The organism is Sodaliphilus pleomorphus, from assembly GCF_009676955.1.
In the GTDB taxonomy this organism is placed as follows: Bacteria; Bacteroidota; Bacteroidia; order Bacteroidales; family Muribaculaceae; genus Sodaliphilus; species Sodaliphilus pleomorphus.
In genome coordinates, this window is record NZ_CP045696.1 from 1,163,593 (window position 1) to 1,187,600 (window position 24,008).

Below are 24,008 nucleotides of genomic sequence, written 5' to 3' on the forward strand. Positions count from 1 at the left end.
TCTTTTCCGCCATCATGCTCACTGAAAGAAAGTAGGCGGCTTTCGCCGCCCACCTCTCAAAAACGGGTGTAAAGCCCCGTCACCATCGTGAACATTTCCTCCAGCATATCGCAATATATCCCCTCGTGCGTTTCGATGTCCTTCGTCTTGCACTCGAATGTCTTTTTGCTGAACGTCCTGCGGTAGAAACGCATATTGTAGAGGTCTGCTCCTCCGTCATAGATGATGTCAAGTCGGTTGGCACTCGTCTTGTTCCTCGCAAGGCTCATGCGTAAACCGTTACCCATGTCTATGAAGTCTTTGCTTCCCGTCATGGCGGCAAAGCGTCTGCCACCTATCTGCTCCATAATTGTCTTTGCTATCATATTCGTTGTTTTTAAGTGTTATGGTGTGGCGGTGCGGACACCGCCACACCGTTCAAAATTCTGTTTTCTCAGCTATGGGTGTGCATCTTTCCAGCCACTTTCTCAGACACTCCATGTTGTACTCGCTCGTTATGACTGCCGTATGGCTGTCAATGGCGGTGAAACGGCTGCTTTCATAGCTGTCTATCCACCCCTTCAGGGTATCAACTCCCCACGCTTCCGCATCGTCAAAGATGCCGTCCAATGCCTTGATAGGCTCGCTGAATCTGACGATCAGTGTTTGGTAGCCTGCCACGTTCATCGCTTGCCCTCCTTTCCTTCCTTTGCCGTCAGCCACTTGTCCCGTGCGGTTCGGCACTCGTCCAACGTGGGTTTGACACAAGAGAACAACTCTCCGTCCGTGTGGCGGTAATCGTATTGCACAAGTGTTCGCCTGCGTCTGCCAATACCCATTTGAAATTTCTCGTATTTCTCCGTACCTGCTTCCGTGCAGGTACTTACTCCGTTGATTGTCATTCGTGTACTCATAATCGTTGTTTTTTAGATGGTTAGAAATGTACTGACAACACTCTGTTCTGCATCACCATATCGGGATTGCTTGTGTAGCGTTGGTGCAGGTAGAAATGGTGTGAGCCGAAGCCGTAAAGAAAGAACTTGTCAAGTTCGTGCTTCTCGGAAAAGTCTTTTACGCTTGCTCTTAACTGCTCCTCACTCTGACAAAGAGTGAGGAGGTTTATAAATTCAAGGAACATCGAGGGGATTTTATCGTCCCACAAACAAATCATACTTTCAATTCTTACTTCCATGCTGTTATGTATTATAAGTTGATATTATGCTGCGTTCATACGCTGACGGATAAGTCCGGCATTGTCCTCCACAAGTCGGATGATGCGGTCGTGGTACTCGGTATTGGAATTGCATACCCCTCTGCTCTGTACCACTTTCAGCGTTTTCAAACTGACTTCTATCGTTTCAATCCGTTTGCCTTCAATGGTGGCGGATAGGATGAGAGAGTTTGCCTTGTTGTGATAACCGCCCACGCAATGGTGCATCAGCCGTCCTTCCTCAATCATTTCCTCCACGCTTTCAATGACTTTGACAAGAATAAGGTTGTCGGAAAATACAAGCCCGAAGAACATTCCTTTGTCTTTCAGATAGTTCTTCTCGTCCTCAATCGCCTTTTGCCGTTGCTGTTCCGTCCGCTCACGCTCCCTTTGCAGGTTGCGCTTTGCCACCAACTTGTCGTGTTCCGCTTTGAGGTCGGCAGGGCAGACGTATTTCGGGCTGTTCGTGTCCTTGCCAAAATGACGCAGGAGGTCTATGGTGTCGCACCATACGGAGCCGTCTGAAATGGTGTAACCATTGCGGATGCAAATCTTGACGGATGCCCAATATTGCTCCATGTCAAAGGAACTGCGAATATAGTGGCTCAACATGGCGTATTGCCCTGCCTTCAAGAGTGTTTCGGCTTGGCTGTCGGAAAGGATAGCCGTGAAAAGGTCATACGGCAGTGTGTTGTGATAGTCCCCGTTGAAACCGTTGCGTTTCAGTTCGGGGATGAAACGCTGTCGGGGATAGGTACACACAGGTGCTATATCGTATGCGTGAAGTCCGTTGTTCTTGCGCACCTCCATGTCGCTGTATTCCGCCCATTGGTCGTAATACAACATTGACATACCACGAAGTCGGGCAACGGTGGTGGTTGTGCCTTTGGGCGAAATCCACCTCTGCACCACTTCATAAATGGAATACTCGGCTGCTTGCCCTGCCTTGTATCGGGACTTGACGAAGAAGAAGCGTATCACTTGATACTGCTTGCTGGTGGTGACAATGGAGAAGTATTCATTCTCGCTGAAAACGCTCTTTCGGGTGCGCAACGCTTCCAACTGCATACCGCAATGGGGGCAGATACATCCGCAAAGGGTGTCTGCAAGGTCGTGGTCGCTCTTCCACGAATGTCCGCACTCGGTACAGATGTTCGTGCCGTCCGCTCTCTTGATTGCGTAGTGCTTGAAGCAATGACGGAAAGCGTATGCCTTTTGCGTGGCGGTCAATCTCGGTAGTCGCTTGCTCAGATGTGCGACTTCCTGCTGTATGTGTGTTCTCGGTTTCATAAGCCTAAATCAAATAATGAGGGTTGTTGTATTTCTTGGATGGTCGCTTTGGTGGCGGTTCTCGGCTTGTTGCGGTTCTGCAACTTGCGGAGTTCCTCGTCTTGGTATTGTCGGATAGCGTTCTGACGTGCTTCCGCCTTTTCCTCTGCGGTGAGTTCCACCACATGGTTCACGGCTACTTGGCATTGGATAGGCTTGCCCACCTCTATCTCGTTCTCGTCATAGTAATGTACGGCTTGTCCGTATATCTCCCCGTCCGTGAAGCCGTTGCAACCGCTTTTCTGCACATAGTTCAGAATGTAGGTCACGCAATCGTCTATGTTCTTGGCAGGGTTACGGTATTTCTTGGCAAAGAGCGCATCTTCCGCTGCACGTTGCTCCAAATACATCTGTATCGTTCTCTTGAAATGGTCTGTCGTTTTCATATCGTTATCGGTAAGATTAAAGGGTGAATAACCAAAGGATGAAGCCGAAGAAGGCGATTGCGGAAAGGATAGCCACGATTATGCCTATCGCCACTCGGAACACTCCGTTTACTATCTCTCTGACGATGCCCCAAAGGATGCCGAACACCCAAAGGGCGGTGCGCATGATTAGGGCGCATATCGCAAGCCCTATGTATTGCGCCACTTGTCTGAAGTCTGCCGTTGCTGTCATATCCTCGCTATTTTTCAAGTTCTACAATGTTGTCTATCCTGCCGTATAGGTATCTGCGAAGTCCGGTCTTGTCCGTTGCCTTGTATTCCGTCCAACGTCCGTATTGGCACACGAGAAACGTGCGGAGTACATCGGAGAAGTCAAACCTCCAGCCTTGCAGGGGGACTGCGCTCTTGAAATAGGTGTTGCTATTCACCTTTTCGGTGAGCCAATCTTTTTCCTCTCGGTTCATCTGTCCTCCGTTGTTCAGTTTTTCACGAAGGATGTAAACCTTACTGCCTTTCAGTGCTTCCAATGTCGGCACTTCCCAAGCCACGAATTTTGTTGCCATTGTTGTTCCCATATCTGTTCTGTTTTTGATTTTTATTTTTTATGCGGATTCAAGAGCTGAGGGAGTTGAGTTTCAAACTATCTTATCTGCCTCTCGTTTATCCGACATTTTTTTTAATGCGTCTTTCTGTCGCATCGGTCGTTTTCGTTTCGGGTGCTTAAAAAGGTAGGGATTAGGGAATGCAAGGTTTTTCGGGAAAAATACTACCCGCAGGGCTGGAGATTTTTCCCGAAAACAGGAGGCTTGACCTTGCTTTCCCGTCAAATCCCGGAGTTACCTTTGCGCCCAGAACGGAAATGACTGCCTGATGCGGCTTACTGAAAGGCGCGAAAATGGAGGTAAACGGAAGTAGAGACAGATTATACAGGAAACTTCAAAAGAGAAATCCGTGAAAAAAGGAAGTCCCCAACAAAAAAAAGACATAGCCGGTAGCGTGAAACCGGGCAAACCACCTGCAAGGAAGTATGGTTTTATCTGTCCGGCCGGACGTGTCGGGGCGGGCAGATAAAATCATTCTTCCCGGTTTGCCTGCTGTGGGTGACGGCTTGTTCCATTTATGGGCAAGCGGTCATACACGGCTTTCCGCTTCCGGCTCAAAGGAACAGCGAAAAAGAAAAATTATCTGAAAAGCCGTAAAAACACCTCTTTGGCATAAGCACAAAAGAAATGGGCTTTGCCTCATCAGTCTAAACTGTTGCTTAGGCGTGAGGCAAAGCCCTTTTCTCCGCTTATGCAGTAGTCGGCACACGTTCGTTCAAAATCCTTTTGGGCGATGGTGTGCCGACGAATAAAGCCGCTTTTACGGAAAAATTTGTATGAGATAGAAAAAATCAGGGAGATTCATATCAAAATCTCCCGTTTTATTGTTACTTTTGCATATGAAGAGTTCTTTGAAGGTTACGCAACGCGCAGAGGAATAATGCAGCAGATAACTAACTAAATCGTAACCTATTACTATCATGAGCAATTAACCTACGCTCATTTCCAATAAATTACACTCTTTTCGTAACTTCGGATTACAAAGATACAAAAAAAACACCTATTATTTAGCACTTGCCACCCGAACCTGTCCACAGCCGCAACAATGTCCTCTCCCCCAAGAAAAAAAATAGAATCGCAATCGCTGTGAAAATTTTGGTAATTAGTAATATTTCACTATCTTTGCACCCGAAAATGAAAGGAGGTTTGGTTTTAAACTATCCATCAGAGAGATAAGTATATAGCAAACACATAGCAACCAAGACCCCGGGCCACAGCTCTGCATGGCCCCGTCGAGTGTGGGCGGCAACAGCGATGAGGCTGTGCCGGTCAGTGCTGGCGAAACACAAAGCAGGGCTTCCTATCAATTTTTTTAAAGACTGCCACAGCCACTTGCCACCGTGCAACGGCACACAACGGTGTCGCAGCGCAACGCAAGTGCAGCCACAGCGGCCAAGACCAAATTGAGAAAACAACAAACTAAAATAACAACAAACTAAAAAATTTTAAATCTTACAGAAATTATGATCGTAGTTCCAGTAAAAGATGGCGAGAACATTGAGCGCGCCCTCAAGAAATTCAAGCGTAAATATGAGAGAACAGGTGTTGTGAAGGAGCTTCGCGCCCGTCAGCAATTTGAGAAGCCTTCGGTGATCAACCGCAAGAAGATGATGAAGGCTATCTATGTGCAGCACCTGCACGCTCAGGAGGACTAATTCGCCTCTTTTTTAGCAACACAATATCACCACAACAAAATTTACACAGGCTGGCATCGCCCTCGCAAGAGCAGCGATGCCAGCCTTGTCTTTTGATCGGCTTGTAAAATAAAGAAACGCGGTACAATCAGCCATCGAGCCGGTCGAAGGTGGAACGGCGCCGCAAGTAGTAGCTCACGATGATGTTGCGACGCCCCTCGGCAGTGCGGCGCAGCAAGTTCTCGCTCGGGAAGTCGCTGTAGCGCGTGCGCATGGTCCGAAAGTCGTTGTGGGCCTTGACGATGGCCTTGGCGTCGGCAAAGTGCAAGGTGGCAAGCGACTGGAAAAACGCAAGCGCGTCGTAGAGGCGGCGCACCAGCAGCACTCTCCTGCCCTCGCGGCGAGGCAGGTTCTTGTAGAGCATGAGCAGGTTGTTGCGGAAGTTGAGATAGGTCTTGAACGGGTTGCCCTGGGGCAGGCTGCCGCCCCCCAGGTGATAGATGCTGCTGCCCGTGACCAGGCTGATGCGGTGGCCCGAGCGCCATATGCGCCAGCACAGGTCTATCTCCTCCATGTGGGCAAAGAAGGCGCTGTCGAGCCCGCCCACCTCGCGGTAGAGCGCAGTGCGCACCATCAGGCAGGCTCCCGAGGCCCAGAACACATCGGTCCCCTGGGCGCTGTCGTACTGGCCACGGTCGTCCTCGATGGTCGAGAACAGGCGGCCGCGGCAGTAGGGGTAGCCATGCTTGTCGAGATAGCCGCCCGCCGCGCCGGCATAGTCGAAGACCTGCCGGCCGTCGTCGCGGTCTTGCAGCACCTTGGGCTGCACAGCACCCACTTGCGGGTGCTCGTCCATGTAGCGGTACAGTGGCTCGAGCCAGCCTTGCGGTGTGCGCACGTCGCTGTTGAGCAGCACCGTGTACTTGTAGCCCGTAGCCTGGGCGATGCTCTTGTTGTAGCCCTCGGCATAGCCGTAGTTCTTGTCGAGCAAGATGGTGGGCACCTGCGGGAACTCCTCTTCAAGCACCTGGCGGCTGGCGTCGGTGCTGCCATTGTCGGCCACGATCACGTCGGCCATGTCGGGGTTGGTGTTCTGGAGCACTCCAGGCAGGTAGCGGCGCAGCAGCGGCGCGCTGTTCCAGTTCAATATGATTACGGCAACGTCCTTTTTCATACCAAAGTCGATTTTCCGGTTTCGATCTCACTTTGCGTCTGCTGCCCAGGCAGTTGCACAGGGCGCTTCCAGCGGTCGTGGGTCCACAGCCACATCGAGGGGCACTCCTTGATGTTCTGCTCGAGCAGGCGGGCATAGCGGTCGGTGATGCTGCCCTCGGGCTCGGCCGCAGCGTGCTCACACATGGGCACAAGGGTGCAATCGTAGTAGCCGCGGCGGTGGCGGCGCATGTAGAAGTAGCCCACACGCATGTCGAGCTTGCGGGCAATGGCCTCGGTACCCGTGATCATGGCCGTGGGATGATGCATAAACTCGATCACGTGGCCCTGGTCGGTGACGTGTGGATGCTGGTCGCTGATGAAGCCCAGGGCCATGTGGTGGTTTTCCATCTTGTTGCGTATCATGGTGCGCAGTATCTGGTGGCTGGGGAAGCACTGCGAGTAGCGGGTGCGCAGCCGCAGAAACAAGCGGTCAAACCACTTGTTGCGCAGCGGCTTGTAGGCCTGTCCCAGCACGTTGCCGCGGGCACGCGTGCTCTCGCGAAACCACAGCACGATGCTGGGTATCCACTCCCAGTTGCCCAGGTGGGCGGCATACATCATCACGCTTTGCCCGCGCTCAATGCCGTCGTCGATGAAGTCGACGTTGTGAAACACCATGTGGCGCTTGATGTCGGCATCGCTGATGTGCAGCAGCTTCACCGTCTCAAAGAAAAGGTTGGCAAACTGATGGTAGAACTGGCGCTCAATCTTGCGCAATTCGCCATGCCCCTTCTCGGGAAAACAGGTGGCCAGGTTGCGACGCACGATTTTCACGCGGTAGCGCACCACGTGATAGGCCACGTAGTAGAGGCAGTCGGCATTGAAATATATCCACCACCAGGGCATGAAGGCCAGCGCGTCGAGTGCCCATCCCAGCGGTGCAAGCAGTATATTTTGAAGTTTCTCTTTCATTGTCGGGGTCAAGCAGTCACAACCTCGGCATCGACACTGAGGTCATCGTTAATTTTAAGCAGTTTCACGTCGACCACCTTGTTGACAAGCGCCTGGCAGGGGGGCACATTCACCTTGATATAGTTGTCGGTGAAGCCGTGCATGGGTCCCTGGCCGTGAGGCTGCTCCATGAGCACGGGGCGCACGGTGCCCACATAGCGCTCGATGAAGGCGCGCTGCTTCTTGTCGCTCAAGGCAATCATGCGAGCCACCCGCCGCTGTTTCTCGCGCTGCGGCACGATGTGGGGTATGCGCAAGGCCATGGTGCCGGGGCGCTCGCTGTAGGGGAACACATGCAGGTGCTCCACCTCGAGCGAGTCGATGAAGTGGTAGGAGTCGTCAAATCGCTCCTGGGTCTCGCCGCGGGAGCCCACCATCACGTCGACCCCGATGAAGCTGTCGGGCATGAGCTGCCTTATCTTGTCGATTTTGTGAGCAAACAGGGCACGGTCGTAGTGGCGGTGCATGAGCTTGAGCACCTCGTCGTTGCCGCACTGCAGGGGAATGTGGAAGTGCGGCATGAAGGCGCGCGAGCCAGCACAGAACTCGATGATCTCGTCGGTGAGCAAGTCGGGCTCTATCGACGAGATGCGGTAGCGCTCGATGCCCTCGACCTGGTCAAAGGCCTTGATGAGGTCGATGAAGCGCTCGCCGGTGTCGGTGCCGAAGTCGCCTATGTTGACGCCGGCTATCACAATCTCCTTGCCGCCCTCGTCGGCCACCTGGCGGGCCTGTGCCACCAGGCTCTCGATGGTGCCGCTGCGGCTGCGGCCCCGTGCCATGGGTATGGTACAATAGGTGCAATAGTAGTTGCAGCCGTCCTGCACCTTGAGCCAGTAGCGGGTGCGGTCGCCCCGCTCGCACGAGGGAGAGAACTTGCTGATGCGCGTGTGCGGTGTCACCACCACCTCCTCCTGGCGACCCGTTTCGAGCCATTTCTCCACATAGTCGACGATGTCGAGCTTCTGCTCGCTGCCCAGCACGATGTCGACACCGGGCAGGGCGGCTATCTCCTCGCTCTTGAGCTGGGCATAGCAGCCAGTGACCACCATGAGAGCATCGGGGTACTTCTTGACCAGGCTGCGTATGTGCTGGCGGCCCTTCTTGTCGGCCATCTCGGTCACGCTGCAGGTGTTCACGACACACATGGTGGGTGTCTCGTCGTCGCGGGCCGGCACGATGCCGTGCTTGGCGAGCAACTCGCCTATGGTTGCAGTCTCCGAGAAGTTGAGTTTGCATCCCAGAGTCACAAATTTCACTGTTCTACGATTGTTGTTACCCATATTGAGGGTGCAAAGTTAACAAAAAGAATTGACAAGTATACACCTTTGCCGCAACAGAATGTTGCCCGGCTGCGCGCACGCTGTCGCAATGCCGGTGCCACGAGCAGAAGCCGAAATTTAACTCGCTAAAACGTTGCTCACAATTAGGTGGAATAACGAAAAATTTCTACATTTGTGGTCAAAATTGGAAATATACATGGACTTTGAAGAAAAGATTGACAAAAACGGCTATTGCCTGTTCGACCTCACAGCCAAGAGCATCTCAAAGCACCCTATAGAGACCAAGTACAACGCTATTGCCCTGTGCGACAGCGGAGAAGCGATACTGGAGCTGAACATGCAGCGTGTGAACATCTCCAAGGGTACCCGCCTCATGGTCACGCATGTGCTCTTCAGCCAAGCCATCTTTATCTCCGAAGACTTCCATGCGACGATACTGGTAGTGAGCGACCGCTTTTGGCTCGATGTGAGCATAGGCATTCCCACCAAGATGATAGAGGCCTCGCGGGCATGTCCCATAGTCTACATCGGCGACCCCAACCAGTGGACGATATTCAGCAACTTCATGGAGAACATACGCATCTACGACTCGCTTGAATACTCGGCACACTCGGTGGAATGGGTGGGAGCCATCTTCAGGTGCATGATCATCACCGCTGCCGAGATCGAGCTGCACAACCGGGCCGAGTCGCCAAGCGCCAACACGGGCTACACCATGGCCGACACCTACTTCAGGCAGTTTATCTTGCACATCGACGACAACGTGAAACAGGAGCACGAGGTTGCATTCTATGCCGAGAAGCTGCACATCACGCCCAAATACTTGAGCGAGATATGCAAGCAACGCTCGGGACACAAAGCCAAAGAAATCATCTCATCGATTCTCATCTCTAAGATTAAGCGCGAAATCATGATTACAGGCAAGTCGATGAAGGTGATTGCCTACGAGTACAACTTTGCCGACCAGTCGAGCCTGGGCAAGTTTTTCCGCAAGATGACTGGCGAGTCGCCCAGTGCCTACAAGAAGAAAAAAGGAACTTTCTCTCCCCTTGACAAGTGAACACGTCAACACTGAATTGAGATCAAAAGTAGAAGGAAATTAGACTAAATGAGCTACAAAGTATTCTTATTGCTGCTACTGGGCCTGCTCACGGCATTTGGTCCGTTTGTCACCGATATGTATGTACCGAGCCTGCCGTCGATGGTGGGCTATTTTCACACCCAGCTCACGATGGTGCAGCTTGGACTCACCACCAGCATGATAGGGCTGGCCCTGGGGCAGCTGGTGTTTGGCCCCATAAGCGACAAGATGGGGCGCAAGCGGCCGCTGCTGGCGGCCATGTTGCTGTTTACCGTCTCGACGGTGTCTATCATCTTTGCGCCCAACATCGAGACCTTCACCGTGCTGCGCTTCTTCCAGGGGCTGGGCGGTGCAGGCGGCATCGTGATATCGCGCAGTGTGGCCACCGACTCCTTCGACGGCCACCAGCTGCTCAAGATGCTAGCCGTGATAGGTGCCATCAACGGCATCGCTCCCATTGCGGCTCCCGTGGCGGGCGGCGCGATAGTCGACTCGGTGGGCTGGCAAGGCATCTTTGTGGCACTTCTCGTGATAGGCGTAGTGCTCACGGCGGGAAGTGCCTGCATGAAAGAGTCGCTCGCCGTGGAGCACCGCAAGCGCGACAGCATGTTCAAGACCTTCGGCCTTATAGGCACGGTAATGAAAAACCGGGAGTTTATGGGCTATGTCATGCAGCAGGCTGCGGCACAGGCCATACTGTTTGGCAACATTGCCTCGTCGTCATTTATCGTGCAAGACCACTACGGCTACTCGGCCATGGCCTACAGCCTGGCCTTTGCGGCCAATGGCGTGTGCATCGCCCTGGGCGCAGCCTTGTCGGCCAGGTTCAACAAGCCGCAGAACAGTGTGAAGACAAGCTGTGCAGGCATGCTCGTGCTGAGCGCGGCCCAAGCTGGCGTGCTATGGGCCGATGCAAACTTCTGGGTCTACGAGGGCGTGTTGTGCATGCTGCTTGCATTCATGGGACTCACTTTCACGGCCTCGACCACGCTCGCCCTTGAGAGCGAGCGCAAGCACGCAGGCTCAGGCTCGGCAGTGCTGGGGGCCGTGGGCTTCTTGTGCGGCGGTCTCGTGTCGCCCCTTGTGGGCATGGGCAACATCATGCACAGCACAGGACTCACCTTTGTGACAGGCGCTGTGCTCTCGGCAATCTTTGCCTGGGTGGCCATGCGCCCGAAACGCGAAACAACCAACTGAAATATAAAAAAAAACGGAAATTGCAAAAAATTATGGAACGACGATACAAGATATTTCTGCTTGTGATGCTGGGCATGTTTGCAGCATTTGCCTCGCTCATCAACAACACCCTGGGCCCCGTGCTCAACATGGTGGCCGCCACCTTCCAGGCCAGCGACGCAGTAGTGGGGCTGGGACTCACGGCCAGCATGGCAGGCCTGGCGGCTGGCCAGCTCATCATAGGGCCGCTCAGCGACAAGTACGGCCGGCGCACGCCTGTGATTGTGTCGGTAGGGCTGTTTGCCTTGTCGTCGCTGGCGATCGTGTTCTCGCCAAGCATCACCATCTTTATCGTGCTGCGCTTTGTGCAGGGTCTGGGCGGTGCCGGCGGTATTGTGATATCGCGGTCGATAGCCACCGACAACTTCAAGGGCCGCGACTTGATGACCTCGTTTGCCATTGTGAATGTGATCAACGGCATCGCTCCCATCGTGGCACCGGCGGCAAGCGGGGCCATGGCAAGCATGGGCGGCTGGCAGGCCGTGTTTGTGATGCTGGCCGTGGTGGGCTTTGTGCTGCTGCTGGGCAGCTACCGCCTGCGCGAGTCGCTGCCCAACGGGCATCGCACTACGGGCACGCTGCTGTCGACTTTCAAGCTCTATGGCACCGTTGTGCGCAACAAGCGCTTCATGTTCTATGTCTTGCACCAGTGTACTGCCGAGGTCGTTCTCTTTGGCAACATTGCATCGGTCGCAGCCATTGTGAACCACTATGGCTATCACGGGGCCATGGCAGCAAGCATCACCCTCTCGGTCAACGGCATTTTTACCGCCCTGGGAGCAGGCCTGGCCGCCAGGTTCAAGCAAGCCACCAGCGGCGTGAAGGCTTGCTGCGTGGGCATCATCACGCTTGCAGTGGTCGAGGCCGCAGTCTTGTACATGGGCTGGAGCTTCTGGGCCTATGAGGCTCTGGTGTGCGCCATGCTCGTGTGTGTGGGCATCACCCTCACGGCTTCGACCACGCTCGCCCTTGAGAGCGAGCGCAAGCAAGCCGGCACGGCCAGCGCCCTCTTTGGCGCCATGGGCTTTATTGCCGGCGCAGTGGTTGCGCCGCTGGTTGCACTGGGCAACCCGCTACACAGCACGGCAATCGTCTATGTGGCGGGGGCGGCAGTGTCGTGCGCGTTTGCCTACCTGGCCTTGCGGCTGAAGTAGTCGTTGTGCATCTTGATGGCAAAGATGATGCTGCTCATGCAGGTGGTGAGGAGGTTGCACACAAACAAGGGCCAGTTGCTCAGCAGCAGGCCTTGAATGAGGAAGAAGAGTCCACCTATACCCATGAGCAGGAATGTGCCCAGGGCAATGTCGTCGGTCGAACGGGTGCGCACGGTGCGCAACGTCTGCGGCAGGTAGCCCAGCACCATGCATATCGAGGCTATGTAGCCCACGATGTCGGAGATGTGGGCGGCTATGAAATCGATCATTACTGATTTGTTTTTTAAACTGTTTTATAAATAAAGACTGCACACTCACTGTAGCAGGGCCCCGATAGATGGGGCATAGTGAGTGTGCAGTATCTTTTTTTCCCAGCTATGGCTGAAGTTTATTTCTTCTTGGCGTCGCACTCACGCAGGAGCTCGTCGACGGCAGCCTTGAGCTGCCTGTCGTCGCCCTTGACCACGGTTGCGGGGTCGTTGGCCACCTTGATGTCGGGCTCGAGCTGCGTGTTTTCGAGATAAGTGCCGTCGGCAGTCTCATAGCCTATCACGGGCAGGCCGAAGATGAGGCTTTCGTCCTGGAGCGTCTCCCAGTTCACGCTGCTCATGGTGCCAGGCACGGGCATACCCACGAGCTTGCCCATGCGGGTGTGCTTGTAGACCCATGGCGTGCCGTGGGCGTTGCTGTAGTTGTTCTCGCATATAAGCATGATCGAGGGCTTGTTCCAGCGGCGGCTCGGCATGTCGCAGGCTGCGCGGCCACGCACCACCTGGGTAAGGTATTTCTCGCCGCTGAAGAGAATCTGGATATCCTCGTGCAGGCGGCCGCCGCCGTTGCCGCGGGTGTCGATCACGATACCCTCGCGCTGGGTGTACTTGCCCAGCACCTGGTCGTAGATCTCGCGATAGCTCTCGTCGTTCATCGACTGGATGTGCACATAGCCCAGGCGGCCATGCGAGAGGCTGTCGACCATGCGGGCCTCACGCTTCACCCAGCGCTTGTAGAGCAGCTGGTTGAAAGCACCGTTGCTGGTGGGTATCACCACCTCGTCCCAGGTGTTGCCGTTGCTGCGGCAAGAGATGAGCACCTTCTTGCCAATCTGTCCGTTGAGCAACTGGGTGTAGTCGTTCTCGGGCGAAATTTTCACACCGTTGATTTGCTCGATGACGGTGCCGGGGCGCACCTTCGACTTGGCGCGGTCGAGCGGCCCATACTCCACAACCTCGGCCACCTTCAGGCCCTGTCCAGTGTAGTTGGTGTCGAAGAGCAAGCCCAGGTTGCCAGTGCTGGCCCCAGAGTTGCTGGGATAGTAACGGCCGCCCGAGTGCGAGCAGTTGAGCTCGCCCAGTGTCTCGCTCAGCAAGTTGGAGAAGTCGTAGTTGTTGGTGATATAGGGCAGGAACTTGCGGTAGTGGGCCACAGTACCCTCCCAGTCGCAACCATGCATATTCTTGTTGTAGAAGCGGTTGGCCACCTCGCGGTGCACGCGTTCAAACATGTAGGCGCGCTCGCGGGCGGTATTCATGAGCACCTCGGCGCTGTAGGTGATAGGGGTGAGCTTGTCGCCCGAGAGCTTCTGCATGGCGCTGCTGCCCAGCAGGTAGAAGGTCTTGCCCTCCTTGTCGGTCACGATGTCGGCCCAGCGCGAGTCCATCTTGTTGAGCAGGCTGGTGCTGTGCTTGCGCAGGTCCATCTTCCACAGGTCATAGCCCTTCTCCACGCTCGAGAGGTAGTAGAGCGTGTTGCCGTCTTTGGTGATGGCGGCGCCGGCCAGGTTGCTCGAGTTGGGCGTCACGCGCACGATGCGGTCGTGTATCTTGTCGAGCTCGACAACGATGGGCTTCACCGTGTCGTCTTTCTTGGCATCGGCATTCTTCTTGTCGCCCTTCTTGCCCTTCTTGTCGGCCTGGGCTTTCTCCTTCTTTTCGGCAGCAGCCTTCTCGGCCTTTTCGGCATCTTGCAGGAGCTCATAGTTCTCCTTGTCGAGGCGGTAGCGGTCGTAGGCCTCCTCGTTGACAAAGGCCATGAGCACATCGTCTTGCGAGCCCCACGAGGCCTGGCTGCGCAAGCCGTAGCGGTTGCTCTGGAACATGATGGCGCCGCCGTCGAGCACCCACTTGGGGCTGTGGTTGATATAGGCACTCTGGGTGATGTTGGTGATAGGGCCGCCCTGGGCACTCACGATGCCAATGTCGGAATAGGGGTCGCGGCCGTTGCCTATAAACTCGAGAGCAATCCACTTGCTGTCGGGCGACCAGCTGTAGCCCAGGTCGCCTTCGGTACCATACCATTGCGAGCCGTCGGTGACCTGGTGCACGGCCTTGGTGTTCACGTCCATGACCATGAGCTTCTCACCATTTTCAACAAAGGCCAGTTTCTTGCCGTCGGGCGAGAACTCGGGCTGGGTGCGGTCGGTAGAGCTGGGGATGAGCAGCTCCTCCTTGACGAGGGTGGCGTTGGGGAAGTTGGGATCTTCCTTGCGGGCGATGGTGGCCTTGTAGAGCTGCCAGTGGTCGCCGCGCTCGCTCGAGTAGACCAGCGTGCGGTTGTCGGGACCCCAGCACACGTCTTTCTCGCCCTCGGGGGTATTGGTAATCTTCTTGGTGGTATTGAACTCGACCGAGGTCACAAACACCTCGCCACGCACCACAAAGGCCACTTGCTTGCCGTCGGGCGACACGGCGGCGCTGGTGGCGCCACGGGTGTAGGCGATGCGTTTTATCGAGTCGCCGTCGTCGTGGAAGAGCGAAATATTCACCCGCGAGGCATTGCCGCCGTCGCGCTGGGTGTAGATCTCGCCGTCGTAGGTATAGCACAAGGTGCCGTTGTCGGCCATCGAGAGGAAGCGCACAGGATTGGTAGTGAAGTGCGTCACCTCGGTAGCCTGGCTCGGGGTGACAAGCGGGAATTTCCACACGTTGAACGAGCCGCCGTTGCGCTCGCTCAGGCAGTACACGGTCTTGCCGTCGGGGCTCAGCACCGGGCTGCGGTCTTCGCCCGCACGGTTGGTGAGGTTCACATGCTTGCCCGAGCCCACGTCGTAGCGCCATATATCGCGCGTGATGCTCGATGTGTGGTGCTTGCGCAGCGGGTCTTCATAGCCCTTGGCGTCTTGATAGAGGAAGAACTTGCCGCTCTTGTCGACGGCCAGTTCCTGGGCAGGCGTGCCCAGCACCTGGCTGAAGCGGCCACCTTCGACAGGCACCTTGTAGAGCTCGGGCAGGCGCGACGAGGGGAACATGGCGCTTGCGGCCGGGTCTTGAATCGAGGCCTCGAAGAGCACATACTTGCCATCGGCCGAGAAAGCCGAGGGTATTTCTTGCGCCGAGTTGAAGGTGAGTTGCTTGGGAGTGCCTCCCTGGGCAGGCATGACAAAGATGTCGAAGTTGCCCTTGCGGTCGCTGGCAAAGGCGATGAGCTTGCCGTCGGGCGACCACACGGGGTTGCTCTCGTAGGACGACTGCGTGGTGAGCTGCACGGCCTCGCCGCCGCCCACGGGCACCTTGTAGATGTCGCCCTTGTAGCAGAAGGCAATTTCTTGCCCGTTGGGAGAAATCTTGGCATAACGCAGCCACAGTGGGGCGTTGTCGGCAGCCATCACGGTCATGGCCGCTGCTGCCAAAGCACAGGTTAGGATCGTTTTCTTCATATTTTTTTATATAGTGTAATGACTTAAAGTTAAAAAAAAATTTCGCAACAGTTGCAGCACGCCCGCTTGGCGGCTGTCATCAATACCACGTGGGCACCGTGTCGCAGGCAAAGGCGAGCCGGGTAGTGAAATGCTTCTTGAGAAACACCACGTGGTTGGGCACGTTGATTGTGTAGGACGGGGCCTTGAGCTTCTTCTTGCTGAAGAGCACAAAGGCGTTGTCGGGGGCAGTGTGCCGGTAAGGGTAATAGCCCAGCTTGGCCACCTTGTTGATGGCAGTGACGTTGTTGCAACCCACGGCAATGAAGTCGACCTGCTTCTTGGCTATGGCATCGTCCTGCTCCTGCTTCATGGCTTGAGTGGCGCCCGACTGCAATGCCCAGTACTTGCACCCCGGCAAGGCATTGTTGCACACGCCAAACTCGGGGTTGGGCATGCAGCGGTAGTAGATGATCGTGGGGTTGGGCACCTGGTCCATGATAGTAGCATAGTAGTAGAAGATACTGCGGCGTATTCCGTTTTGCGTGAAATAGTTGCCGCCACGATCGTTGTTGTTGATCACAATGAGAAACAGGATAAACACGCTGATGACCGCAGCGCCATAGCGCGGCCAGCGGTGATGCTCGTAGCTGCGCACCAGCAGCACCAGTGCAATCACGCCGAAGATGATGAGGCCGTTGGAGTTGTTGAAATAGTAGATGAGCGTGCCGTTGCCCATGTTGACAACTGCACTCACCAAGAAGGCCACAAAGGGGAAACTGCGGTAGCGCTTCATGTAGATGACCACCATGGGCGCAAGCGTGGCTATGCACTGCATGGTGATGGGGAAGGCATTGGTGATAAACTTGTTGAAGATGCCGTCAAACACGCCGTTGCCCGAGGTGCCCAGCGCGCCCACCGTGTGAAACACGTTGACGAAGTACTCAAAGCAGAACGCTTTCAGGTTGCCTGCCACCAGGAAGTAGACGAGAAACGGCACCCACACTACAGCCACTCCAGCTGCATAGAGGCCAAAGGCCTTCCACAGGTTGTAGCCGTCGCGCTTCACGGCAGCCCACGAGTAGAAGGCAAAGACCAGCGAAATGGCCGCAATGTTGTATTTCATCAGGAACGTGGCCCCGAAGCACAGCCCCAGCCACAGCATGGCCTTGGCGATGACCCATCTGTGCCTCGCCACCGGCTCGCCATAGAGCAGACAGCTGGTGTAGTAGATGGCTCCCATCATGAAGGGCTGGGCGAAGTCCTCGGTCTTGATCTCGCGGTGATAGATGGCGTTGAAGAAAAACAGCGTCATGAGCACAGCGCTCAGCAGCGACTGACGCTTGTCATTGAGGAAGATGAACGCCGTTTTGTAGGCAAACAGATAGGTCACGGCATAGAACACGCACGTGATCCACATCACGCCCACATAGTTGTAATGACTCAGCAGGTAACCTATGCCGTAGATGAGCCACAGCAGCGGCCCCTTGGAATCGCTGAAGTCGACATAGGGGGTCATGCCGTTCATCCATGCCTTGCCGCACATGAAAAACCATGCCGAGTTGTTGCGCTGATACAAGTCGTGGGTATAGCTGTCGGGCGATACAAGAAAGACGGCTATGGTGGCAAACAGGGTGAGGATAGTGAATACTTTCCAGTTTTTCTTCAGCGAGCTGAGGCTCAATTCAAGGTAGCTCTTTATCATCATATAGTCAGATGTATTCTCTTATTTTTTCTCAATTTTCTCTATGTTGTAACGCGGGCGGTCTTTGACCTCGATATATATCTTGCCTATGTACTCGCCCACTACCCCAAGGCCCACGAGCACACAACCGCCCACAAACCATATCGAGAGTATCATCGAGGCCCAGCCTGTCACGGCACGGCCCGAGAAATAGGAATACAGCACATAGATAAACATGGCCAGGGCAATGAGAATGAAGATGCCGCCCATGCACAGCACCAGGCGCACGGGCTTGATGCTGAACGAGGTGATGCCGTCGACGGCAAAGTTGAGCATCTTGCTCAACGGGTACTTGCTCTCGCCGGCGGTGCGCGGTGCGCGGTCGTAGTACACCTGAGCGGTCTTGTAGCCTATGAGGGGCACGATGCCGCGCAAGAAGAGGTTGCGCTCCCGGTACTTGAGCAACTGCTGGGTGGCACGGCGGCTCATCAGGCGGAAGTCGGCATGATTGTAGACCGATTTCACTCCCAGGTGGTGCATGAGCTTGTAGAAGCCCAGTGCCGTGGTGCGCTTAAACCACGTGTCGGTCGTGCGCTCGCGACGCACCCCGTACACGATGTCGCATCCCTGCTCGACATAGTCTTTCACCATCTCGGGTATCACCTCGATGTCGTCTTGCAAGTCGGCATCGATGGTCACCTGCGCATCGGCCCAGTCCACAACAGCCTGCATGCCGGCCATCAAGGCATTCTGGTGCCCCGAGTTGCCAGCCAGCTTCACGCCGCACACCCTGTGGCACTGGGCAACATAGCGGTCGATGAGCTGCCACGTGCCATCGCGGCTGCCGTCGTCGACATATACCACACGGCTGTCGCCCGACACCTCGCCGCGCTGCACCATGCGCTCAAGCAGGTCGAGCAGGCGCTCGTTGGTGCGAGGCAGGGCCTCCTCCTCGTTGTAGCATGGTGAAATAATCGCTAATACCGGTTTTCTTTCCATATTATCGTCAAGCATAGATTATATAAGACACAAAGATAACGATAAAAAAACAATTTCGCGATTTAAGTCCCATTTTTTTCATTTTTCAAGCCAAGGTTGCAATTGCATGATATTTTTGCATTATCTTTGTTATCTGAATCATATATAATTATATAACACGAGGAGGAACTTCACAACACATGCAACGATACTGGATAAATCAAAACGGCATTCAGAGCGGCCCGCACACGATCGAAGAGCTCAAGCAGATGACCTTCGACCCCAGCGCGACCTATGTGTGGCGCAGCGGCATGCCCGACTGGAAACGCATCGATGAGCTCGACGAGCTCAAGGGCATCGTCAACCTTGTCCAGGCTCCCTCACAGCCCGACCCACAACCCGCCGAGGCAACAGCAGCCAGCAATGGCGACGTTCAACCCGAGCAAGCGCAAGAGCAAGAGCAGGAGCCCGAGCAAGCCGGCGACAGCGAGACTGCCGAGCAGCCGCACGACGACACGCCGGCGGCCCAGCCTCCTGTGTATCACGAGCCCGCCGTCGAGCCTCAATACCAAGCCATGCCGCCCCAGTATGAGCCACAGCAATATGGCCCCCGATACGCGCCTGGCACGCCCGAGTGCCCGCCCACCAACTTGGTGTGGGCCATCGTATGCATCGTGCTGTGCTGCTGGATACCCGCCGTGGTGGCCCTGATATTCAGCCTCCAAGTGAAAACCAAGTACCGCATGGGCGACTATGCCGCAGCGCAGAAGTACAGCGACTGGAGTGCGTGGTTGTGTATCATCTCTATCGTGCTGGGCATCGTGAGTACGCCCCTTGTGCTCCTCACCCAAGCGCTTGCACAATGACCAGGCGCCGGGTCACACAACTCGTTGTGGGACTTGCAGCACTGGTGGTGGCCGCTGTCGTCTACTTCACGTTCGACCCCTCGCACTCAGCATGGTTTCCCAAGTGTCCGTTTCTGGTGCTCACCGGCTACAAGTGCCCAGGTTGCGGCAGCCAGCGGGCCGTGCACGCCCTGCTCACCGGCAACCTTGCCACAGCGTGGCACTACAATGCCCTGCTCGTCGTGGCCCTGCCCTTTATCGCCCTGCTGCTGGCGGGTCTCGCCATGCGGCGACGCTACCCGCGATTTGACGCGGCGCTCAACTCGCTATGGGTCATTTGGACAGTGCTTGTGGTCATCATTGCCTGGTGGCTTGCGCGCAACATTATGGGCTGGTAAAAAACGGGGCATGGGTGTTGCATCCTTTCTTGAAGTTTTCTACCTTTGTTGGCACGGGATAATGCATCAACACCACCTCTCATCATGAAACCTCTACACTACATCTCCCTACGCCTGCGTGCAGTGTTGCTTGCCGCTGCTGCCTTGGCCACGATGCCTGCCGCTGTGAGGGCAGGCGACAGCTTCACCGTAAATGGCGCAAGATACACGGTCGTCGATTCAGCATCGGTCATTCTTACTTCCTACTATGGAAGCTACGACCACGAGATCACTCCTGCCGAGACGGCGTTGATAGACTTCACCGTTCCCTCCAACGTCATCAACGAGGGCAAGGTGTATCGTGTGACGGGAATAGGCGACAATGCCTTTAAGCCCCGCGACCACAGGTGCTATGCCTACTACTTGCGGTCGATAGTCATTCCGGCCTCGGTGAAGAGCATTGGCACAAGTGCCTTCGAGGGCAGTCCCCACCTGGTGTCGGTCGAGCTGGGCAAGGGGGTTGAACGCATAGGCAACCGCGCCTTTGCCCAATGTATCCAGTTGCCAGCCATAAGCCTGCCCAGCCAAGTCGCCAAGCTGGGGCTGGCTGCATTGAGCGGTTGCAAGCGGCTCACCAAGATAGAGGCCGACAGCCGCAACAGCCACTTTGCAAGCATCGACGGCGTGCTCTACAGTGCCAACCGCGACACCCTGCTCGTCTACCCCGAGGGCAAGTGCACCCCGAGCCTGAGCATAGGCCAGGGCGTGAAAGCGATAGGCAAATTTGCGTTTTACGGCATCGACACGCTCAGGCGCGTCGAGATACCCGCATCGGTGACCTGCATCGACTCGAGCGCCTTCGAGATGTGCAAGCAGCTTGCAAGCATCACAGGTGCATTCAACCCCGTCGCCATAGGCGGACACGCCTTCTTCGGTTGCTACAACCTCAAGTCGGTTGCCATCAACAGCAATGTCAAGGAAATTGGCACTTCGGCTTTCTCGCGATGCCAAAGCCTGATGCAAATAGATGTGGACAACGCCAACGCGCACTTCCGCACCATCGACGGCGTGTTGTTTACGGCCGACACTGCAACCGTGCTCGCCTATCCCCTGGGACGATGCTACTCGCGAGCCGATGAAAACTACATGGGCACTCCCCTGTATGATTTCAGCTTCGACTATAAGCTGCCCAACGGTACCAAGGTGATTCCACCCTACACCTTCATGATCGAGCAGTTTGCCGACAGCACCGGGCAGCCTGTGTATTGCCGCATTTTCAATGCGGCGATAGAACTGCCGGCGAGCATCGAGCACATAGGCGACATGGCCTTTTATATCAACAAGGATTTCCCGACAGGGCTCTACTCCAGCAGCAACGCATGGATCAACATCAAGACGCACGCGACCACCCCGTGCCACATCTCGAGCGAGGCCTTGGCCTCCTACAGCAAGATCGAGTATGGCGTGCGTGGCGAAGAGCGCCTTGTATACTACTTTTGGGGAAGCCTCGAGGTGCCCCGCGGCTGCGTCGAGACCTACAGGAATGCCACAAACTGGAGCATGTTTAAAGACATAAGCGAACTCGACCCCGTCCCCGACCCTGAGCCGCTGGTGGGCGACCTCAATGGCGACGGCGTGACCAATGTGACCGACGTGGTGGTCCTGCAAAACATGATACTGGGCACCACCAGCCTCGATGCTGCGGGCGACGTCAACGGCGACAAGACCATCGACACCAGCGATGTGACCTATCTCATCGCGGCCATACTCAACAAATAGTGCAAAAAGTGATTTTTTCTCTCTCCCCCCTTCGCGGTGGAGAATCGTGCTGCCGCCAGCCTGCTACAGGCGGCGGCCTATGAGCGTGGCACTCGTGGCCCGCTCCACCACACAGCGCACGGTGTCGCCCACCTGGGTGTCGCCAGCCGGAAACACGACCACCTTGTTTTGAGGCGTGCGGCCATACATGTCGTCGTGCGAGCGCTTGCTGTAGCCCTCGACCAGCACGTCGACGGTCTTGCCCACATCGTTGCGGTTGCTGCACAGCGAGAGCTCGTTTTGCAAGGCAATCATGCGGTTCAAGCGGTCGATTTTCACTGGCTCGGGCACATTGTCGGGCAAGTGCTTGGCGGCAAAGGTGCCCGGACGCTCACTGTACTTGAACATGAAAGCCGAGTCATAGCCCACCTGGCGCATGAGACTCAGCGTGAGCTGGAAGTCCTCTTCGGTCTCGTCGTGGAAGCCGGTAAACATGTCGCTCGAGATGCCGCAGTCGGGCATGGCCTGGCGTATCTTGTCGATGCGGTCGAGATACCACTCGCGGGTATACTTGCGGTTCATGAGCTTCAATATCTTGTTGCTGCCACTCTGCACCGGCAGGTGGATGTGGTTGCATATATTGTCGTGGGCAGCCATGGTGGCAATGATGTCGTCGGTCAAGTCCTCGGGGTTGCTCGTGGTGAAGCGCACGCGCATCTCGGGAGCCGCCTCGGCCACGATGCCCAGCAACTGGGCAAAGTCGACGGCGGAGCCGCCGTCTGACTGACGGTAGCAATAGGAGTTCACATTCTGCCCCAGCAAGGTCACCTCCTTGAACCCCTTGGCTTGCAAGTCGCTGAGCTCGTTGAGTATACTTTGTGGCTCACGGCTGCGCTCGCGACCGCGGGTGTAGGGCACAATGCAGTAGGTGCAAAAGTTGTTGCAGCCGCGCATGATCGAGATGAAGCCGCTCACCTTGCTGCCGCTCACGCGTGTGGGTATCACGTCGCGATAGGTCTCGGTGGTAGAGAGGTCGGTGTCGATGGCCTTGTGACCCGTCTCGGCACTGGCAGTGAGCGCGGGCAGCTGCAAGTAGGCATCGGGGCCGGCCACGATGTCGACGTCGTATTTTGTGATGAGCACATCCTTCATGCGCTCGGCCATGCAGCCAATGATGCCTATGAGCAACCGGCGACCACGCTGGCGACGCAAGGCGTTGAGTTGATTGAGGCGGGCAAAGATGCGCTGCTCGGCATTGTCGCGCACCGAGCAGGTGTTGATAAATATGGCATCGGCCTCGTCGAGGTGCTCACACGTGTCGTAACCGGCCATCTTCATGACCGAGGCCACCACCTCGCTGTCGGCCACATTCATCTGGCATCCGTAGGTCTCCAGATACAACTTCTTGGAGAACTCCCCCGTTGCCCTGTCGTAACTCAATTTCACGTTCATAACAATGTATTTTTGACTTTTGCGGCTGCAAAGTTACTGCAAGTCGAGCGAAATGCAAAATCAATAACTTGTTTTTGATTTTTGCATTCCCGAGACGCAGCGTAACTTATCCAAAGTTACTGCAAGTCGAGCGAAATGCAAAATCAATAACTTGTTTTTGATTTCTGCATTCCCGAGACGCAGCGTAACTTATCCAAAGTTACTGCAAGTCGAGCGAAATGCAAAATCAATAACTTGTTTTTGATTTTTGCATTCCCGAGACGCAGCGTAACTTATCCAAAGTTACTGCAAGTCGAGCGAAATGCAAAATCAATAACTCGTTTTTGATTTTTGCATTCCCGAGACGCAGCGTAACTTATCCAAAGCTACTGCAAGTCGAGCGAAATGCAAAATCGGGGGAACTCGTTTTTGATTTTTGCATTCCCGAGCCCTCCCCTACGACTGCAGGGCGGCAAAGAGGCGATCGAGAGCCTCGTCGGGGTTGCCCGTCTCGTCGAGCAAGGCCACAAACTTGCTGCCTATGATGGCGCCGGCAGCAGCGGCCTGGGCACTCTCAAGCGTCTGCTTGTTGCTTATGCCGAAGCCTATCATGCGTGGATTGCGCAGCCCCATGGCGTCGACACGCTTGAAGTAGGCCTGCTTGGCCTGGTCAAAATTGTGCTGGGCTCCAGTGATCGAGGCCGACGACACCATGTAGATGAAGCCGCTGGTGTGCTCGTCGATGAAGCGCACGCGCTGGGCGCTGGTCTCGGGTGTGATGAGCATGATCACGCGCTGGTCATACTTGTCGGCCAGGGGCTTCACCTGCTCCAGGTAGTCCTTAAAAGGCAAGTCGGGCAGGATGGTGCCGCTCACGCCGCTCTCGACGCAGCTCTTGAAATAGTTCTCGAGGCCATACTGCATCACCACGTTGAGATAGCCCATGAGCACGAGTGGCATGTGCACCTGGTGCTTGATGGCCTTGAGCTGCTCGAAGATGTGGCGCAGCGACTGGCCGTTGCGCAAGGCTTGGGTGGCAGCCTTCTGTATCACAGGCCCGTCGGCCATGGGGTCGCTGAAGGGGATGCCCACCTCTACCATGTCGATGCCACGGCGCTGCATGGCCAGGATGACCTCGCCCGTGCTCTCGAGCGACGGCGCGCCGGCGCAGAAGTAGAGCGAGAGCAGTTTTCTCTCGCCCCGGTTGGCAAACAATTGATTGATGCGATTCATGTGTTTTTTTC

The 24,008-nt window shown here is 55.7% G+C and carries 24 protein-coding genes; 7 read left to right on the forward strand and 17 right to left on the reverse strand.

Features of this window, described 5'->3' with window-relative positions:
• Nucleotides 1-56: 56 nt before the first annotated feature.
• Genes GF423_RS04735 through GF423_RS04770 form a run of 8 tightly spaced genes read right to left on the reverse strand, consistent with a single transcriptional unit; the run spans nucleotide 57 to nucleotide 3,479 of the window.
• On the reverse strand, nucleotides 57-365 hold the full coding sequence (locus tag GF423_RS04735; protein ID WP_008653303.1) for a hypothetical protein: 309 nt from the start codon (nucleotides 363-365) through the stop codon (nucleotides 57-59).
• A gap of 52 nt (nucleotides 366-417) precedes the next feature.
• Nucleotides 418-723 carry a DUF6956 domain-containing protein gene (locus tag GF423_RS04740; protein WP_008653302.1) on the reverse strand — a complete coding sequence of 102 codons (306 nt, stop codon included), beginning with the start codon at nucleotides 721-723 and terminating at the stop codon, nucleotides 418-420.
• Nucleotides 663-893 (reverse strand): DUF3873 domain-containing protein, encoded by a 231-nt coding sequence (locus tag GF423_RS04745; protein ID WP_008653296.1) that lies wholly within the window; start codon nucleotides 891-893, stop codon nucleotides 663-665. Before GF423_RS04745 ends, GF423_RS04740 begins: the two co-directional genes overlap by 61 nt.
• Before the next feature lie 20 nt (nucleotides 894-913).
• Nucleotides 914-1,171 (reverse strand): DUF8466 domain-containing protein, encoded by a 258-nt coding sequence (locus GF423_RS04750; RefSeq protein ID WP_008653294.1) that lies wholly within the window; start codon nucleotides 1,169-1,171, stop codon nucleotides 914-916.
• Nucleotides 1,172-1,195: 24 nt separating this feature from the next.
• Complete coding sequence (locus GF423_RS04755) at nucleotides 1,196-2,479, reverse strand: PcfJ domain-containing protein (RefSeq protein WP_008653292.1); 1,284 nt, start codon at nucleotides 2,477-2,479, stop codon at nucleotides 1,196-1,198.
• Complete coding sequence (locus tag GF423_RS04760; RefSeq protein ID WP_008653290.1) at nucleotides 2,476-2,904, reverse strand: PcfK-like family protein; 429 nt, start codon at nucleotides 2,902-2,904, stop codon at nucleotides 2,476-2,478. The genes GF423_RS04755 and GF423_RS04760 overlap by 4 nt, the downstream gene beginning before the upstream one ends.
• Before the next feature lie 16 nt (nucleotides 2,905-2,920).
• Nucleotides 2,921-3,136 carry a hypothetical protein gene (locus tag GF423_RS04765; protein ID WP_008653288.1) on the reverse strand — a complete coding sequence of 72 codons (216 nt, stop codon included), beginning with the start codon at nucleotides 3,134-3,136 and terminating at the stop codon, nucleotides 2,921-2,923.
• A gap of 7 nt (nucleotides 3,137-3,143) precedes the next feature.
• The gene (locus tag GF423_RS04770) at nucleotides 3,144-3,479 is read right to left on the reverse strand and encodes a hypothetical protein (protein WP_008653285.1); all 336 of its coding nucleotides are present in this window, start codon (nucleotides 3,477-3,479) and stop codon (nucleotides 3,144-3,146) included.
• A gap of 1,490 nt (nucleotides 3,480-4,969) precedes the next feature.
• Here GF423_RS04770 and rpsU point away from each other — a divergent pair.
• Nucleotides 4,970-5,161 (forward strand): 30S ribosomal protein S21, encoded by a 192-nt coding sequence (gene rpsU, locus GF423_RS04790; protein ID WP_154327278.1) that lies wholly within the window; start codon nucleotides 4,970-4,972, stop codon nucleotides 5,159-5,161.
• 127 nt (nucleotides 5,162-5,288) lie between these two features.
• Here rpsU and GF423_RS04795 read toward each other — a convergent pair whose 3' ends face one another.
• Genes GF423_RS04795 through mtaB form a run of 3 tightly spaced genes read right to left on the reverse strand, consistent with a single transcriptional unit; the run spans nucleotide 5,289 to nucleotide 8,589 of the window.
• The gene (locus GF423_RS04795) at nucleotides 5,289-6,314 is read right to left on the reverse strand and encodes a glycosyltransferase family 2 protein (RefSeq protein ID WP_154327279.1); all 1,026 of its coding nucleotides are present in this window, start codon (nucleotides 6,312-6,314) and stop codon (nucleotides 5,289-5,291) included.
• Nucleotides 6,311-7,267 carry a lysophospholipid acyltransferase family protein gene (locus GF423_RS04800; protein ID WP_154327280.1) on the reverse strand — a complete coding sequence of 319 codons (957 nt, stop codon included), beginning with the start codon at nucleotides 7,265-7,267 and terminating at the stop codon, nucleotides 6,311-6,313. Before GF423_RS04800 ends, GF423_RS04795 begins: the two co-directional genes overlap by 4 nt.
• Before the next feature lie 8 nt (nucleotides 7,268-7,275).
• A complete protein-coding gene (mtaB, locus tag GF423_RS04805; protein ID WP_154327281.1) occupies nucleotides 7,276-8,589 on the reverse strand; it encodes a tRNA (N(6)-L-threonylcarbamoyladenosine(37)-C(2))-methylthiotransferase MtaB in 1,314 nt (437 codons plus the stop codon).
• Nucleotides 8,590-8,785: 196 nt separating this feature from the next.
• On the opposite strand from mtaB, the gene GF423_RS04810 reads away from it, so the two are divergent.
• From GF423_RS04810 to GF423_RS04820, 3 genes are read left to right on the forward strand one after another with little or no spacing between them, the layout of a single operon-like run.
• Entirely contained in the window at nucleotides 8,786-9,649 is an 864-nt protein-coding gene (locus GF423_RS04810; RefSeq protein WP_154327282.1) for an AraC family transcriptional regulator, read from the forward strand.
• A gap of 48 nt (nucleotides 9,650-9,697) precedes the next feature.
• Nucleotides 9,698-10,867 (forward strand): multidrug effflux MFS transporter, encoded by a 1,170-nt coding sequence (locus GF423_RS04815; RefSeq protein ID WP_154327283.1) that lies wholly within the window; start codon nucleotides 9,698-9,700, stop codon nucleotides 10,865-10,867.
• A 32-nt stretch (nucleotides 10,868-10,899) separates the two neighbouring features.
• Complete coding sequence (locus GF423_RS04820) at nucleotides 10,900-12,060, forward strand: MFS transporter (protein ID WP_154327284.1); 1,161 nt, start codon at nucleotides 10,900-10,902, stop codon at nucleotides 12,058-12,060.
• Here the strand turns inward: GF423_RS04820 and GF423_RS04825 are convergent.
• The 4 genes from GF423_RS04825 to GF423_RS04840 form a co-directional block, all read right to left on the reverse strand.
• Nucleotides 12,036-12,329, reverse strand: a complete 294-nt coding sequence (locus GF423_RS04825) for a SemiSWEET family sugar transporter (RefSeq protein WP_154327285.1) — start codon at nucleotides 12,327-12,329, stop codon at nucleotides 12,036-12,038. The two genes, GF423_RS04820 and GF423_RS04825, sit on opposite strands and share 25 nt — an antisense overlap.
• A gap of 119 nt (nucleotides 12,330-12,448) precedes the next feature.
• The gene (locus GF423_RS04830) at nucleotides 12,449-15,712 is read right to left on the reverse strand and encodes a S41 family peptidase (protein ID WP_154327286.1); all 3,264 of its coding nucleotides are present in this window, start codon (nucleotides 15,710-15,712) and stop codon (nucleotides 12,449-12,451) included.
• Between the two features lie 79 nt (nucleotides 15,713-15,791).
• A complete protein-coding gene (locus tag GF423_RS04835; protein ID WP_154327287.1) occupies nucleotides 15,792-17,399 on the reverse strand; it encodes an ArnT family glycosyltransferase in 1,608 nt (535 codons plus the stop codon).
• A gap of 18 nt (nucleotides 17,400-17,417) precedes the next feature.
• Nucleotides 17,418-18,374 (reverse strand): glycosyltransferase family 2 protein, encoded by a 957-nt coding sequence (locus GF423_RS04840; RefSeq protein WP_154328982.1) that lies wholly within the window; start codon nucleotides 18,372-18,374, stop codon nucleotides 17,418-17,420.
• 179 nt (nucleotides 18,375-18,553) lie between these two features.
• Here GF423_RS04840 and GF423_RS04845 point away from each other — a divergent pair, with 179 nt between their 5' ends.
• The 3 genes from GF423_RS04845 to GF423_RS04855 all read left to right on the forward strand — a co-directional run bounded on the left by GF423_RS04845 (nucleotide 18,554) and on the right by GF423_RS04855 (nucleotide 21,354).
• Nucleotides 18,554-19,219: a CD225/dispanin family protein gene (locus GF423_RS04845; RefSeq protein ID WP_154327288.1), complete on the forward strand. Its 666-nt coding sequence runs from the start codon at nucleotides 18,554-18,556 to the stop codon at nucleotides 19,217-19,219.
• The gene (locus GF423_RS04850; RefSeq protein WP_154327289.1) at nucleotides 19,216-19,596 is read left to right on the forward strand and encodes a DUF2752 domain-containing protein; all 381 of its coding nucleotides are present in this window, start codon (nucleotides 19,216-19,218) and stop codon (nucleotides 19,594-19,596) included. The genes GF423_RS04845 and GF423_RS04850 overlap by 4 nt, the downstream gene beginning before the upstream one ends.
• 84 nt (nucleotides 19,597-19,680) lie before the next feature.
• Nucleotides 19,681-21,354: a leucine-rich repeat protein gene (locus GF423_RS04855; RefSeq protein ID WP_154327290.1), complete on the forward strand. Its 1,674-nt coding sequence runs from the start codon at nucleotides 19,681-19,683 to the stop codon at nucleotides 21,352-21,354.
• A 63-nt stretch (nucleotides 21,355-21,417) separates the two neighbouring features.
• Here GF423_RS04855 and miaB read toward each other — a convergent pair whose 3' ends face one another.
• The gene (gene miaB, locus GF423_RS04860; protein ID WP_154327291.1) at nucleotides 21,418-22,785 is read right to left on the reverse strand and encodes a tRNA (N6-isopentenyl adenosine(37)-C2)-methylthiotransferase MiaB; all 1,368 of its coding nucleotides are present in this window, start codon (nucleotides 22,783-22,785) and stop codon (nucleotides 21,418-21,420) included.
• A 435-nt stretch (nucleotides 22,786-23,220) separates the two neighbouring features.
• Nucleotides 23,221-23,997, reverse strand: a complete 777-nt coding sequence (gene trpA / locus GF423_RS04865) for a tryptophan synthase subunit alpha (RefSeq protein WP_154327292.1) — start codon at nucleotides 23,995-23,997, stop codon at nucleotides 23,221-23,223.
• Between the last annotated feature and the right edge of the window lie 11 nt (nucleotides 23,998-24,008).